Here is a 14,982-nt window from a genome sequence, read left to right as displayed (position 1 = left end):
TTGTATAGTATATTAAACTAATCGTTAGATTACAATAGGGTTAAAAGAAAAAGGAACCTATTCAATGAATAGATTCCTCGCTCAATTTATCGACTCACAACGTCTTTAAATTGTTTAACAACATTTTCTGGCGTGAAGCCATACTCTGCCATTACTTGGTTACCTTCACCAGAAGCACCGAAACGATCAATCGCTAAGATGCCTCCTTCATCGCCTGCATAACGGTCCCATCCAAAAGATGCTCCCATTTCAATTGCAAGACGTTTTTTAACAGTCTTCGGTAATACTGAATCTTTATATGCTTGATCTTGTTTTTCGAAACGATCAAATGATGGAATACTTACAACACTTACATCATAACCTTCTTCTTTAAGTTGAGCTTGAGCTTTTACAGCTAACTGAACTTCAGAACCAGCTGCAAGTAAAATACCATCTGCTTCACCTTTTTCAGAAGGGCTTACGATATAACCACCTTTTTTAACACCTTCATAATTTGTACCATCTAGAGTTGGAAGGTTTTGACGAGTTAATACAAGCATAGTTGGGTGATCTGTTGATTCCATCGCTAGTTGCCATGCAGCTTTTGTTTCGTTTGCATCTGCTGGACGAATCATTGATAAGCCTGGCATTGCTCTGAATGCAGCAGCTTGTTCAACTGGCTCATGCGTTGGTCCATCTTCACCAACTGCAATAGAATCATGTGTTAGTACATACGTAACCGGTAATTTCTGAATAGCTGATAAACGCACAGCTGGGCGCAAGTAATCGCTAAAGACGAAGAATGTACTAGCAAACACTTTTAATCCGCCGTGAAGTGCCATACCATTCACTGCTGATGCCATAGCATGTTCTCTGACACCGAACCAAATATTACGACCCGCATAATTTGTTTTGTCAAAGTCTGATTCTTTTTCTAAGTTTGTCTTGTTAGAACCTGCTAAATCAGCGCTTCCTCCGAATAGATTAGGAACACTATCCGCTAAGGCATTTAGGACTTTACCAGATGAGGCACGTGTAGCTAATGTATCTTCACCAGGTGTGAATGTTGGTAATTCCTCGGCCCATCCTTCAGGTAAGTCACCTTTTAAAGCAGTTTCAAGTTCTTCTGCTAATTCAGGATAAGCTTTTTTATAATCTTCGTATAGTTTATTCCATTTATCTTCTGCATCTTTTCCACGCTTAGCAATTTTCTCTTCAAAATCTTGATAGACTTCTTCAGGCACCTCAAATGGCTCATATTCCCAACCATACGCTTCTTTCGTTAACTTCACTTCGTCTTCACCAAGTGGCGCACCGTGTGAAGCATTTGAAGCAGATTTATTAGGTGAACCATAACCAATAACTGTTTTCACTTCGATTAAAGTTGGTTGTTCAGTGTTGGCTTTTGCTTCCTTAATTGCAGCTGAAATTTCTTCAACATCATTACCATCTTTAACATGAAGAACTTGCCAGTTATATGATTCAAAACGTTGTTGAACAGTTTCAGAAAATGACTTATCTAAATCACCATCAAGTGAAATATCATTTGAATCATAAAGTGCAATTAATTTACCGAGACCTAAGTGCCCAGCTAATGAAGCAGATTCATGAGAAATACCTTCCATTAAATCGCCGTCACTTACAAGTGCGAAGCTATAATGATCAATAACATTATACTGGTCACGGTTATATTTTGCTGCTAAATGAGCTTCTGCCATTGCCATACCAACAGTCATCGCAATCCCTTGACCTAGTGGCCCTGTCGTTGCTTCGACACCGTCAGTATCAGTAACTTCAGGGTGTCCAGGTGTATGTGAACCTAATTGACGGAACTGTTTTAAATCATCAATGGATACGTTGTAACCGGATAAGTGAAGCATTGAGTACAACAACATAGAACCGTGTCCTGCAGATAAAACAAAACGATCACGGTTAACCCAATTCGAATTTTTAGGGTTCTGATCCATAAATTCAGTCCATAGCGTGTATGCCATTGGCGCAGCACCCATAGGAAGTCCAGGGTGACCAGAATTCGCTTTTTCAATTGCATCAATTGAAAGCGTACGAATTGTATTAATTGATTTTTCTTGTACTTGATTGACCATGTTTTATAATTCCCCTTTCAAATTAAATACACATAAATATGTACGTACATTTATCATCCTATAATGAAAACGGATAATAAACAAGTCATATTTATTGGAATTTTTCAAATATCTTTACTTTCATCCTGTAATTTCTTTAATTTCTTTGGTGTGACATCGTTCCCGTTTGGGTCTACAACTTTCATTCCTTTAAATTGATTTTTAAAAGATTTACGAACATTTTGTAAATATTCTTCCCTTAGTTCACTTTGTTCCTTTTTTTCTTCTTCAGTTAAACCAGCTGTCTTTGATCGTTTACTGAGTTCATTGATACGTGCAATTTTATCTTTAGATAACATAGTACATCTCCTTAACTAGCATTCGCTTACTTCCCTCACTCTATTCTAACGAATCATGCCCGTCTTGTCCAAGTTTTTGATGCTCTTGATACCGACGATGGACGGTTGCTTTTGAAACCTCATACCCTAGTCCTCTAAGGGTTATTGCTATATCATGAAATGTTAACCCATTTTCCTTCAAACGAATCACTTCTTCAATTGGGAACACTTTACGGTCACGACCCGGTGCTAAGTCTTGATTTTTTAAGTTCTTTTCCGGTTTATAACCATTTTGCACAGCTTTTTTCATTCCTCTTTTAATTTTTATGTTATGTATTTTTCTTTGATATTCTTCTACAATGCTGACAATTTCTAAAACCATTTCATCCGATTCACTTAATTGAAGTTCACCCAATGTTGATAATGAATAGATAGCAATGCCAGATTTTTTTAATTGGTGATACAATGCAATTTTAGTTTGACCTCTTCCCAAACGCGTCTCATCTTGAATAAGCACCCCTTCGACCGTATCATCCATTACTCGATCAAGTAATTCCAAAATACCTGGACGATCAACTTCATAACCACTTCTCTTTTCTTCAATAACCCGAATGACGTTAAAACCTTGCTTTTGTGCCAAGGATTGAAGCTCTTCTCTTTGTCTTTTTAAGGATGTTTCTTGAGTAGTTTTATTCGTGCTGACACGACAATATATAATAACATTCACTTCAGTTGCTCCCCTCTATTAAAAAGAACATACGTTCACACATTATTATATCGAGCTTTACATTTAATCGTCAATCTTCATACGAACTAACGTTTGTTTCCAACGTGTGTTCGTGTTATAATAAGCATAATTAATATATGTTGGAGGTATCATTACCTATGCACTCATTATCAAAAAGACAGGAAGCTATTTTAACTTATATAAAAGAACAAGTGATGTTAAAAGGATATCCACCATCAGTTAGAGAAATTGGTGAAGCTGTTGGTCTGGCTTCTAGCTCTACAGTTCATGGTCATTTAGCACGGCTAGAAAAGAAAGGATTTATTAGACGAGATCCTACAAAACCTCGTGCCATTGAAGTTATTGAATTAAATGAACAACCGGAAATCCCAAGAAGTGAGCCTACCTATGCTCCTGTCATTGGTAAAGTTACAGCTGGCCTACCGATAACAGCTGTAGAGAACATTGAAGAATTCATTCCGCTTCCCCCCTCAATTGCAACAGGAGAACGAGAACTGTTCGTCCTCGTCATTGAAGGTGAAAGTATGATTGAAGCTGGCATTCTAGATGGTGATATGGTCATTGTCCAAAAGCAACAAACCGCTGAAAATGGTGATATTATTGTTGCTATGACAGATGAAGATGAAGCAACCGTGAAACGATTCTTCAAAGAAAAAAAGCATATCAGACTTCAGCCTGAAAATGCGACAATGGAACCGCTTATTTATGAACATATATCAATCTTAGGAAAAGTGGTTGGTGTATACCGCCACATTGAATAATCGATCAGCTATAAAGCTGATCGATTATTTTTTATCTTAAAATATTTCCTGGGAAAGCGCAGGAAAGGACACGTTATGATCATTTTATCTCTACAAAACTGGATATACCGTCAGATTTTAATTGATTTTGTAAATTAGATGCATATTCATGCGTCAATCGTTGCCCAGAAACGACACGATAGTGCTTCTGACCATTTACAATCACACATTCAATAGAAGGCGAGTATCCCTTTTCTTCTAGTTGTTCAAGTCTGTTTTTCGCGTTATTTTTTTGTTTGAATGAGCCGCTAATCACCTGATAATTTTGACTAGGGAATGTTACGTTTAATAATTCCATAACACCCATAGCATGAGCAATCGCGATTTGATTTAAATTTGCATCGTTCATTAAATAATTTCGGTCTCTTGTGTGATCAATAAACCCATTTTCAGTTAACACAGCACGCATGCGCGTTCGCCTAAGCACATAAAAGTTAGCTTCCTTTATGCGACGGTCTCTAAATGGAGTTCGATCAATGACTGAATAATGAATTGTTTCTTGAGCACGCTTCGTTTTATCTTTATTCGAAAAATCACCATTCCAACAATAACTTTCAAATCCTTCACCGCCTCCTGCATTGACGTGAATAGATACAAACAAATTCGCTTTTGATTGATTAGCGAGTGTCACACGTCTCTCTAGGGTCACCGTCCGATCATCCATGCGTGAGAGGGATGTCTGTATTTGTGAGTGTTTTTTTAAATAATCATTCATAAACAGTGCAATTTTTAATGTTAATTCTTTTTCTTGTATCGTTTGAAATACTGCACCTGGATCTCTCCCGCCATGCCCTGGGTCAATAAATACATGATTCATATTCTCATTCCTTTTTCATTTTATTTAATTGAGTGCTTCGTGATATACTGTTTAAAAATCGGTAAAGATGGAGGACAATGTATTGAATGAAAAGATCAAGAACATTTTATATGTTTTAATTTTACTATTAGCAATCTCTTATATGAGTGGATGCGAACAGTCTGATACATACCAAGATGTCTATTCTGATGAGTCAGAAGAAAGTAGAGAATCTCATGACTTCTCTGACGTTACAGAAAACCCGATTGCAACCATTGAATTAGCAAATGAAAAAACCGTTGACATAGAATTATATCCAGAAAAAGCACCAAACACTGTGGCCAATTTTATTTCCTTAATCGAATCTGAATTCTACGATGGACTCAACTTTCATAGAACAATTCCTGGTTTATTGATTCAAGGTGGTGATCCATACGGAAATGGACTCGGTGGGCCAGACTATTCAATTGAGGGTGAATTTGATCATAATGGTTTTGACAATCCAATAACTCATGAAAGAGGTGTCATTTCCATGGCTAGAAGTCAATCATTTAATTCTGCAGGTTCACAATTTTTCATCACATTAAGTCATGAACCAGATTTTGATGGTCAATATGCCGGATTTGGTCAAGTAATCGATGGCATTGAACATGTTGACACAATAGCCAATTCAAAGACAGATAATAGTGATAATCCTATCAACGAAGTGATTATTGAACGCATGACAATTGATACTAAGGGATATGTGTATCCAGAACCTATTCACTACTAATCAAGTTCCTCCTTTCACTCTTATAATCGAATATTTAGCTTTAAAAACGGCGTAAAAAAAGATGTCAGCTTATGAAGAAGCTGACATCTTTTTAATTTTTATTAGCCGGTAAACATGGGTCACAATAACTTTTGATATCGCATAAAACGGAACAGCTACAATCATACCGAAAATACCAGCGAACCTCCCCGCTGCTAGTACTAAAAACAGAACGGTTACTGGGTGCATGGACAATTTCTTTCCCATGACCTGCGGCTGTATAAAAATACTTTCAATTTGTTGAATGATCACAATGATAATAATAACTGTGACAGCCATCGCTGGTGATTGCAAGAGCCCTACTGTTACAGACGGAACTGCCCCAATCCATGGACCCACATATGGAATGACGTTTGTAACCATAGCAATCATAGCAAGTATTAACGCAAAATCTAAGCCAACGATTGAAAATGCAATGTAGCATAAAACACCAATCGACAAACAAACAATTAAAATACCTTGAATGTAATGACTTAATGTTTCATCTAGTTCTTTGAAGGTTTGTTTAACTTCATGATGTTTATCCTCTGGTACAAATTTCGTAAAGCTCTTCGGAAATTTTTCGCCTTCTTTTAACATATAAAAGAGTAAAAACGGAACAACGAATAATGTAATAATGAAATTAAACAATACACTAATCACACTAAGCGTGCCTGATACAAAATCACCTACTATATCTGTAATCGACTGCCCCACTTCCTCAACTTGATCTTCTACTTCTAATGATTCAATAAAATCAAATTGTTGGACCCATTGATTTTGTTGTAAATCAGTAATTAACGCTTGAGTATCATCAATTAAATTAGGCATCGATTGCGTTAACATCCCTATTTGATGTTGTATTTCAGGAATAATTAAATATAGTAAGACCGATAAAATAATGACAAATGCAAGATATAGCATCGCAATTGCAAGTGCTTTTGGCATGTATCGACTTAGTAACTGAACAAACGGTTTAAATATGTAAAATAATAAGCTAGCAAGCAATATGGGAATAAATAATGTTTGAATGAAAACAATAATTGGCTCAAAAATCCAACTTACAAGTGATCCTAAATAAATAATAATAAAACTAACGATGATCACAGAAGCTATTTTCATGTAATCTTTGTACACAGACACATCCCCCTAAAATTAATTCATACTTGTATTATACCAAAACACGTATCGCTTGTCTTATTCCACCCTTTAATAAAAACATATAAAAAAGCACTCCATACCATTTAAAAGTAAGGAGTGCCTTTTTATTTTTTACTTTATTCAAGTAATCAGATACGCTTATAGGTGATTAACTACATCTGCATCTTCTCTTAATGACTCGATAAGAGCTAACATCGCTTCTGACTCTTCTTGTGACTGCAACTCTTGTACTAATTCAGGGCGTAATTCATCGAATGGTGGTAGTTCTTCTGCACCTTCCATGTCTTCGTATTGCGCTTCTAACTCAGCATAAAGCTCTTCTAATTCATCTTCAGATGGCTCTGATACTGGCGCCTCATCTTCAATCAATTGTTCTAATTTTAGTTGCATACCCAATTGATCATACACTTCATCTTGATCTGTTCCTTGTTCTTCAAAAGCCGCTAATACTTCATCTGTAGATCCTATTTCGTTTTGATCAGCAATTTCTTGTAACATCGCATCGATTTCATCTTGGTCTGCCTCAAATCCACGAGACTCGGCTTCTTGAACTAATAATTCTTGATCAATCATGTTATCTGCTAATTCTTGCTTCAAGTCATCTTGGTCTACTTCTTCACCTGTCATTTGAGATTGCATTGCGATTTGTTGGAATTGACTTACATAAGTCATTTCAAACTCATCTTTTGAAATTTCTTGTCCATTTACTTCAGCAATGACCTCAGGTAAGTCATCCAAATCTGGCTCAGGCATTTCCATATCTTCTTGCCCTTCCATATCTGGCATTTCCTCATCAATTGCTTCTTCTACTTCTTCTTGATCTGGATCTGCTTCCTCTGTTTCTTCTGTTTCGTCATCTCCATTACATGCAACTAAAACACCAGCTACAACTATAATTAACATTCCTAATAACCATTTTTTTAACATTTATAAAACTCCCTTCAATTTCAACTGGTTGTTAGTGTATCACATCATACGAGATGGTCAAAGGATTGGAATTTAAAATTTAAACCGTTTAACAATTTTATGACACGATCAAACACTATCATGACAGTCATAAGACAATCATTTACCTTGTAAATACGTCAAATGAGTAAAAAATATGTAAAAGTTACTATTAACAATTGAATTATGTAGTGTTTTAACTTGCTTGTTATTAGTACCTACTGATAAACTATTGATGAGACTATTCAGGGGAGGAAGCATAATTGAAGAATCAATCTAGACATAAAGATGCGATGCGTGTATTAAAACGTACGAGTCGTACCTTTTATATTCCAATCACATTATTAAAAAAAACACTTAAAGAGACTGTCGCATCTGCATACCTCTGCATGCGTGCGATTGATGAAATTGAAGATCATGAACAATTATCCAACCATGAAAAATCTGTCCTTCTTGAAGGGATAGGTCATCTTCTTCGTAATACCTTTACAACAGAAGAGTACTTAACACTTATCCAACCATATAAACAACACCTTCCAGAAGTGACAGTTAAGCTTGGCGATTGGATTGACTATTGCCCTGACGGAATTGTTGAAGACGTAAAAGCATCGACTGCAACAATGGCAGACGGTATGGCCAAGTGGGCAAGACAAAATTGGGAAATCAAAACGAAAGAAGATCTTGATGATTATACTTATTATGTCGCTGGACTTGTTGGTGTCATGTTATCAGATATTTGGAAATGGTATGACGGCACTGAAACAGATAAGGACTTAGCGATTGGTTTTGGTCGTGGTTTACAAATCGTCAATATTTTAAGAAATCAAGATGAAGACCTTGAACGTGGTGTTTCTTTCCTACCTGAGGATTGGAATCGTGATGATTTATTCGAGTATGCCGAATATCAACTCTCTCTTGCTAATCAATATATTCAATCAGTTGATAACCGTAATATTGTCACGTTTTGCAAAATACCTTACAAGCTAGCCGATAAAACGTTAAATGTCATGAAATCCGGTCGTGAAAAAATGACGCGAGAAGAAGTAGGCCAAGTTGTGGACGAAGTAACAAATCAATCTGAATAACATATCAAAATCCCTTGCCAAGCAAACATTGGCAAGGGATTTTGTTTAAGTGTGATTCACTTTTCTTCCATAACTATAATAGACAATGATTCCTATGAGTAAACAGAATACAAATAAAATCCAAGTTGTCACGGATAATTGTAAAACCAAATAGAAAGATAAGGCAATTGTCAAAAGCGGAATCAATGGTACAAATGGAACTTTGAATTGTCCTTCAGTTGGTTCGTCAAATTTTTTCCTAAGTGTTAAAATCCCCGCAGCTAACATCATCATCACGACTAACGTTACGAGATTCGTCAGCTCAGCTAATGACTGTAATGGAATAATACCAGAAAAAACAGCGGCTATACATCCTGCTGTCCAAGTCGCTGCTTTAGGCGACTGTGTCGTTTCATCAATTTCGGCCAAATAACCAGGTAATAAACCACCTTTACTCATCGCATATAATAAACGCCCTAGTCCATAAAGCATCGCAATTAAGACCGTCAGTAGTGTTAAAATCGCACCGACAGATAAAACTCCTGCTAAAATATCTTGATTAACATACCTTAATGCAAAAGCAACAGGATCTTTTACACCTAATTCAGTGTAAGGAACAACACCTGTTAAAACAATCGTCACTAACATATACAAAACAGTTGAAATGGCAATCGCAAAAAAGATACCTCTTGGCAAACTTTTTTGAGGGTTTTCCACTTCCTCTGCTGTCATACTGATCGCATCAAATCCTAGAAATGCAAAGAACACGAGCGCTGCACCCGATGCAATACCAGTAAAACCAAATGGCATGACGGGCGTCCAGTTCTGTGGCTCAACATAAAACGCACCAATGACGATAAACATGGCAATTAAAATAAATTTCAAAAAGAACATAAAATTATTAAAACGGAATGCTTTTTTAGCTTCCTTTGAGACTAACCATGTAACTAAAACGGTCATCGAAACGGCAATAATATCGATATAAGTGCCATTTTCAGGATTAAATGAAGCTTGTAAGGCGGTCGGTAAACCAACGCCTAAGCCACTCAGAAAACCATTCATATACCCAGACCAGCCTGAGGCAACTGAAGATGCAGCTAATAAGTATTCCCAAATGGTAAACCAGCCTGCTAACCACGCGGCTCGCCTGCCCCAAACTTTAAGTATATATGCATAAGGCCCTCCTACTAATGGAAAACGTGATGCAAATTCAGCAAAACATAAACCGATCAGTATAATAACAAAACCCGCTAGCATAAACGAAAAGACAAGACCTGGGCCTGCATGTTGATTGGCTGCTGTTCCTGTAATAACAAAGATTCCTGTTCCAATGACAGCACCTAGTCCTAAAAGAACTAAGTCGATTGTTTTTAAATTCTTTTTCATTTTTGTCGTGCTCTGTGACATATTCTATACCTCTCTTTTTAAAAATTCCAAGCTTAACTATACTATATTCTCAATCGACAGACCATCACTTTTTTATTAAAGTAAAAAATTAACTGATATTTACTTTATTATTCAAAATCAAAAAAATATACAAAACCCCTGAAAACGATAAAATCATTTTCAGGGGAAAGAGATTCACTATTCTCTAGTTAAGAGCGAAACGACTTCAACGTGATGTGTATGTGGGAACAAATCAACGGGTTGAACCTTTTCAAGCTTATAGCCAAATGGCAATAATTCGCTCACATCCGTTGCGAACGTTTCAGAGTTACATGAGACATAAACAACCCGATCAACTTCAGCGCGCCCAATCCGGCGCATGACTTTACCACCTGCGCCTGAACGTGGTGGATCTAATAAAAGCAACTCTGGTTTACCAAAGTCTTCTAATACTTGATCAATGCCTCGCCTTGCATCTTTAGCTAAAAATTGAGTGTTATAGATCTCATTATCCATTGCATTGCGTTTAGCTGATTCAATCGATGTTTCCACAATTTCAATTCCTGCTAGTGCATTGACACGCTTAGCAAAAGGTAAAGAAAACGTACCTACACCACAGAATAAATCAATCATCTTCTCGTTTGGTTGTGGTTTAGCCATTTCAATTGCCAAATCAACTAATTTTTCAGCTTGCTTCGGGTTCGTTTGGAAAAAGGTATCGTACCATAACCGGTAGTGATAACCGTACATAACATCATGTATATAGTCACGACCCAATAACAAATGCGTCTCTTCTGCTTGTGTACGATCTGCCCAATCCGTATTCACAAACCAAATCAAGCTTTTTACATTTGGATGGTTTTCTCGAATACGTGCTACTAAATCTTCAGCCGCTTCTTTTAAATCTTCAGTGGGCGATTCAGTCGCAAATAACCCCATCATAATTTCATCTGTCTCAAAAGACTGTCGAATCATCAAATGACGTAAGAGTCCTGTGTGTTCATCTTTGTTATAACCTGATAGCTGATGTGTTTGAGCCCATTCTGAGACTTCTAACATTCCATCAACCATTTGTTTGCCAGCAATTAAACACGTATCTAATGAGATAATATTACGGTAATTACCTTGTTCATGCATCCCTAAAGAACCATCTTGTCCAAAGGTGAATTCCATTTTATTTCGGTAATGCCACGGCTCATCCATCCCAATTGTTTGTTCTAATACACTTGTATCAAGCCCCTCATTTGATAAATGGTTCAACACTTGTTTTGTTTTTTGCCCAAGTTGACCTTTATAATCCCAATGTTGCCAAACGCATCCACCACAAAGATCAAAATGCGGACAAGGAGGTTCTGTTCGGTGTGGATCAGGTTTTAAAATTTCATCTGGTAATGTTTTAACCCATCTTAAATTGGGATTTTCGACCGTTACTTTAACTTCTTCACCCGGAATGGTTTGAGGTAAGAATAATTTTAATTTTTTCGGATTCACTTGTCCTGTATCGCGCCACACTTTTGCTCTTCCTGTTCCTTTTCTGTCTAAATCTTCTATAATTGTTGTGTAGGTTTCATGTTGATCAGTCAATCCAAATTCCTCCTGTAAACTTACTTTCTAAATCCTTGTATGTTTAGTTTTTATTTTTTGTATTTTTTTCAAAACTCACTTTATTTTTACCGGTACGCTTCGCATGATAAAGGAGTTGATCCGCTCGATTGAAAAAGGTTTCTTTTGTCATGTCTGCGTGTAATCGTTGTAAACCGATACTAACCGTGACATTTCCGTCTATTTCTGGGTGAAAAAATTGCTCGATAGATTGTCTAATGTGTTCAATTAGAGTTTGCGATTCTTCATGTGACTTATTCGTAAGCAAAATAGCAAACTCTTCACCACCGTACCTCGCGACAATTTCATTTTCTGTTACTTCTTGTTCAATTATAGTTGCAATTCGTTTTAAAATAAGATCACCTGTGCTATGTCCATAATTATCATTTATATATTTAAAGTTGTCGATATCAATAATCGCCAGTTGTAAAGGCATATCATAATATATACCTTGTTCGTGTAAAAAATCTAAATACTCTTGAAAAGTTTTGTGATTATAAAGTTCGGTTAAAGGATCCACTTTAGTCAATCGTTCCATCATTGCACTTTTAACCATCAAAATTTTCTCTTGCTCATTTGATCGTTTTAATGAGGTTAAAATTTCACTACCCCTGTCTATTACCAACAAGAAAACTCGGTAAACGACATATAACACAAAAAAGTATGTAAAACGTTCATACTCACTCGCTGCTAATCTGACATCCGGATCGAAATATAGCACCCCCAGCGTGATCATACTAATAATCAGGCTAAATCGTAAATACGACTTATTAAAGTACACCAAATTTACACTCAATATCACAACAAATAAAACTTGTAACCCTGTAACACTTGCATGTGTCCATACGGTGACGGCTGTTGCTAAAACACCAATTAAAGTTAAAAGTCTCACGTTGTATATATTTTTCTTTTTTATGAGATAGCCTGCGAAGAGTAATAAAACAGCCTGTAAGACAGTAGGAATGATTAACTTCTCACCTATAAATGAAACTAGCCTTTCGGGTGTATAGAGTGCTGTAACGGCTACACCAATTACTTGTCCGCAAATTGCAATGAACACCATAATCCAATAGATTGCCAGTACTTTCTCTATCCACACCTTTTCATTTAGGTGTATATCCTGATTTGTCACGACGCAACCCGCCCTTATGCATACATAATTAGCACCATTATAACGTAATTAACCAACTGTTTCATCCTGAAAATAACCCTTTAAAAAAGCCTCATCCTAACAAATTTTTAAGCACCATGTTAACATCAACAATAGCACGAATGATCGCATTATGATCTTCGCCTATATAAGTTTGAGCATGGGCAATATTATTTCGAACCTTTTCTATATCACTAAAAAATCGTTCGCACTGATTTCTAGAATGAAATTCACATTTTTCCAAAATCTCATCCGTTCTTTTCGTCAATTCTCCCTTATCTGCTAACTGTAAATTATCAAGTAATTTCAAATCTTTGTTAGATTTTAAACGTTCTTGATATAATTCATAGACCATTTCGGAACGTGAACTAGGCAATTGCTCAATCGCTTCTTTTTCCGTACGATAGACTTGCTTGATTTCATCTAATAGAGCCATCTCCAAAATCGAGATTAAACTAAATGCGAGTAATCGAACAGGGTGTTTATGCAAATCAGCTGATGTTACAATACCTGTGATTTGATTTCTTTCTAAGACAAACATGACATCACGTTCATGAAATAAATAGATTAAATCAATCATGCTTGTTGAATTGGAAATCAAATCGGTTGTTTTAAACGGTTTAATATAGGACTCTACATAGCCTTTACCTAAGGATTCTTTGTCAATATAACCAATCACTTCGTTTTGGTCATTCACGACACCTGAATGGTCGAACCGGGCTGCTTCAAGTAACACTTGCATTTCTTCTGCATCATCTGATAATCGGCATGTTTGAAGCGGTTCAGTTAGCAGTTCAACTGTCATAGATTCATTAAACATTGATTTTAAATTATAATAGCTCTCTTTGACATTCATCGAATCACCCATCTCATTCTAAGTCCTGTTAACTTTAGTATAACGATTCTTGATCAGTTAAGCACGAATTTTTATATAAAATTGTCTTTAAACATTTACACTTTCTAAATCAGCGCAAAAAAGATAAGATTTATCCAGGAGGGATCAATTTGACACAGTATTCAATCATTGGTGGAGGCATTGCCGGTGCATCAATCGCTTATCACCTATTAAAAGATAACTTAGATGTTACATTATATGATGACAATCAAACTGGACAAGCAACAAAACAATCCGCCGGGATTATTTGTCCGTGGGTAAGTCAAAGACGTAATAAAAAATGGTATCGCCTCGTTAAAGAAGGCGCGAAATATTATCCACTATTCATTGATGAGCTTGAATCAACCGCACAACAACCAACTGGTTTTTCAAAAAATGGCTCTGTTTCACTTTTTAAAGATGAACATATTCAATCATTGGCTTATGATCGAATTTCAAAAAAACAAGTAGATGCGCCTGAAATGGGAGATGTTCAGAAATTATCCTATGACGAACTTGCATCACTTTTTCCGGAGTTAACAAAAAATTACCCCGGTGTTTATGTTTCGGGTGGCGCTCAAGTAAATGGTCACATGCTATTAGATGCATTGATGAAGGCTATAAGAAATTTAGGAGGTGTCGTTAAAAAAGAACGCGCGAACATTGAAGCGCTGTCTGGGACAGTGATCTATACAGCTGGTGCTTGGCATAATAAGCAAATAGATACACCTAAAGTAAGTCACCAAAAAGCGGAGCTGCTTCACTTTAAATTAAATTCAGACTCATCTAATCAAGACTATCCGTTAATCATGGCATTGGGGCCAACCTATATTATTCAAACAGGACTCGATACATTTGCTATTGGGACGACACATATTGATACAGATTCTTTTGATACAACGCCTTCACCAGAAAGTGAGCAACAATTAATGAACGAAGCTAAGCGTTATTTTCCTAATCATTCAATTGAAAAGCTCCATATGGCTGTCGGCCTTCGTCCATATACAAATGAGTCACTACCTTATATCGGATGGGTAGAAGATAACGTATTTGTGGTAAATGGATTAGGATCATCAGGATTAACGGCTGCACCTGTAATCGGTCGAGAAGTCTCTCGTTACCTTAACGATCAAGAAACGACTCTAAACTTATCTGATTATCAATATGAAGAACCGCTATCCTAGTTGTTGCATGAAAAACCCTCTAGCTTTCCTAAGAAGACTTTCTCTTCTTTATAAGCTAGAGGGTTTAATTATATGTCAAGT

At 36.5% G+C, this 14,982-nt stretch carries 14 protein-coding genes; 4 read left to right on the top strand and 10 right to left on the bottom strand.

Annotated features, from left to right (window positions below; all coding sequences use genetic code 11):
- Nucleotides 1-86: 86 nt before the first annotated feature.
- The 3 genes from tkt to BLR62_RS03550 all read right to left on the bottom strand — a co-directional run bounded on the left by tkt (nucleotide 87) and on the right by BLR62_RS03550 (nucleotide 3,128).
- Nucleotides 87-2,084 carry a transketolase gene (tkt, locus tag BLR62_RS03560; protein WP_090793267.1) on the bottom strand — a complete coding sequence of 666 codons (1,998 nt, stop codon included), beginning with the start codon at nucleotides 2,082-2,084 and terminating at the stop codon, nucleotides 87-89.
- Nucleotides 2,085-2,188: 104 nt separating this feature from the next.
- Entirely contained in the window at nucleotides 2,189-2,422 is a 234-nt protein-coding gene (locus tag BLR62_RS03555; RefSeq protein WP_090793264.1) for a DUF896 domain-containing protein, read from the bottom strand.
- 40 nt (nucleotides 2,423-2,462) lie between these two features.
- Nucleotides 2,463-3,128: a YneB family resolvase-like protein gene (locus BLR62_RS03550; RefSeq protein ID WP_090793263.1), complete on the bottom strand. Its 666-nt coding sequence runs from the start codon at nucleotides 3,126-3,128 to the stop codon at nucleotides 2,463-2,465.
- Nucleotides 3,129-3,286: 158 nt separating this feature from the next.
- Here BLR62_RS03550 and lexA point away from each other — a divergent pair, with 158 nt between their 5' ends.
- Entirely contained in the window at nucleotides 3,287-3,910 is a 624-nt protein-coding gene (lexA, locus tag BLR62_RS03545) for a transcriptional repressor LexA (RefSeq protein WP_090793261.1), read from the top strand.
- Nucleotides 3,911-3,989: 79 nt separating this feature from the next.
- Here lexA and BLR62_RS03540 read toward each other — a convergent pair whose 3' ends face one another.
- Nucleotides 3,990-4,766, bottom strand: a complete 777-nt coding sequence (locus tag BLR62_RS03540; protein WP_090793259.1) for an N-acetylmuramoyl-L-alanine amidase — start codon at nucleotides 4,764-4,766, stop codon at nucleotides 3,990-3,992.
- 82 nt (nucleotides 4,767-4,848) lie between these two features.
- Here BLR62_RS03540 and BLR62_RS03535 point away from each other — a divergent pair, with 82 nt between their 5' ends.
- Nucleotides 4,849-5,517: a peptidylprolyl isomerase gene (locus tag BLR62_RS03535; protein WP_090793257.1), complete on the top strand. Its 669-nt coding sequence runs from the start codon at nucleotides 4,849-4,851 to the stop codon at nucleotides 5,515-5,517.
- Nucleotides 5,518-5,586: 69 nt separating this feature from the next.
- Here the strand turns inward: BLR62_RS03535 and BLR62_RS03530 are convergent, their stop codons facing one another.
- Together BLR62_RS03530 and BLR62_RS03525 are read right to left on the bottom strand one after the other, a co-directional pair.
- Complete coding sequence (locus BLR62_RS03530; RefSeq protein ID WP_090793254.1) at nucleotides 5,587-6,672, bottom strand: AI-2E family transporter; 1,086 nt, start codon at nucleotides 6,670-6,672, stop codon at nucleotides 5,587-5,589.
- A gap of 162 nt (nucleotides 6,673-6,834) precedes the next feature.
- Nucleotides 6,835-7,623, bottom strand: coding sequence for a SurA N-terminal domain-containing protein (locus tag BLR62_RS03525; protein WP_090793251.1), 789 nt, complete (start codon nucleotides 7,621-7,623; stop codon nucleotides 6,835-6,837).
- Between the two features lie 281 nt (nucleotides 7,624-7,904).
- On the opposite strand from BLR62_RS03525, the gene BLR62_RS03520 reads away from it, so the two are divergent.
- Nucleotides 7,905-8,726 carry a squalene/phytoene synthase family protein gene (locus tag BLR62_RS03520; protein ID WP_090793248.1) on the top strand — a complete coding sequence of 274 codons (822 nt, stop codon included), beginning with the start codon at nucleotides 7,905-7,907 and terminating at the stop codon, nucleotides 8,724-8,726.
- Nucleotides 8,727-8,771: 45 nt separating this feature from the next.
- On the opposite strand, the gene BLR62_RS03515 is transcribed toward BLR62_RS03520, so the two are convergent.
- The 4 genes from BLR62_RS03515 to BLR62_RS03500 form a co-directional block, all read right to left on the bottom strand.
- Entirely contained in the window at nucleotides 8,772-10,091 is a 1,320-nt protein-coding gene (locus BLR62_RS03515; RefSeq protein WP_218119750.1) for an APC family permease, read from the bottom strand.
- Nucleotides 10,092-10,289: 198 nt separating this feature from the next.
- Entirely contained in the window at nucleotides 10,290-11,675 is a 1,386-nt protein-coding gene (rlmD, locus tag BLR62_RS03510) for a 23S rRNA (uracil(1939)-C(5))-methyltransferase RlmD (RefSeq protein WP_090793243.1), read from the bottom strand.
- 43 nt (nucleotides 11,676-11,718) lie between these two features.
- Nucleotides 11,719-12,825 (bottom strand): GGDEF domain-containing protein, encoded by a 1,107-nt coding sequence (locus BLR62_RS03505; protein WP_143008346.1) that lies wholly within the window; start codon nucleotides 12,823-12,825, stop codon nucleotides 11,719-11,721.
- Between the two features lie 91 nt (nucleotides 12,826-12,916).
- Nucleotides 12,917-13,699 carry a hypothetical protein gene (locus tag BLR62_RS03500; RefSeq protein WP_143008345.1) on the bottom strand — a complete coding sequence of 261 codons (783 nt, stop codon included), beginning with the start codon at nucleotides 13,697-13,699 and terminating at the stop codon, nucleotides 12,917-12,919.
- A 149-nt stretch (nucleotides 13,700-13,848) separates the two neighbouring features.
- On the opposite strand from BLR62_RS03500, the gene BLR62_RS03495 reads away from it, so the two are divergent.
- A complete protein-coding gene (locus tag BLR62_RS03495) occupies nucleotides 13,849-14,901 on the top strand; it encodes an NAD(P)/FAD-dependent oxidoreductase (protein ID WP_090793235.1) in 1,053 nt (350 codons plus the stop codon).
- The last annotated feature ends 81 nt before the right edge of the window (nucleotides 14,902-14,982 follow it).

This window comes from Pelagirhabdus alkalitolerans, from assembly GCF_900096905.1.
GTDB classification, from domain to species: Bacteria; Bacillota; Bacilli; order Bacillales; family Amphibacillaceae; genus Pelagirhabdus; species Pelagirhabdus alkalitolerans.
This window is presented reverse-complemented; position numbering and strand designations above follow the sequence as displayed.

What these genes read in the sequence shown, in the direction of transcription:
- tkt (WP_090793267.1), bottom strand. Translation starts at nt 2,084, where the DNA reads ATGGTCAATCAAGTACAAGAAAAATCAATTAATACAATTCGTACGCTT.
- BLR62_RS03555 (WP_090793264.1), bottom strand. Translation starts at nt 2,422, where the DNA reads ATGTTATCTAAAGATAAAATTGCACGTATCAATGAACTCAGTAAACGA.
- lexA (WP_090793261.1), top strand. Translation starts at nt 3,287, where the DNA reads ATGCACTCATTATCAAAAAGACAGGAAGCTATTTTAACTTATATAAAA.
- BLR62_RS03540 (WP_090793259.1), bottom strand. Translation starts at nt 4,766, where the DNA reads ATGAATCATGTATTTATTGACCCAGGGCATGGCGGGAGAGATCCAGGT.
- BLR62_RS03525 (WP_090793251.1), bottom strand. Translation starts at nt 7,623, where the DNA reads ATGTTAAAAAAATGGTTATTAGGAATGTTAATTATAGTTGTAGCTGGT.
- BLR62_RS03515 (WP_218119750.1), bottom strand. Translation starts at nt 10,091, where the DNA reads ATGAAAAAGAATTTAAAAACAATCGACTTAGTTCTTTTAGGACTAGGT.
- BLR62_RS03500 (WP_143008345.1), bottom strand. Translation starts at nt 13,699, where the DNA reads ATGAATGTCAAAGAGAGCTATTATAATTTAAAATCAATGTTTAATGAA.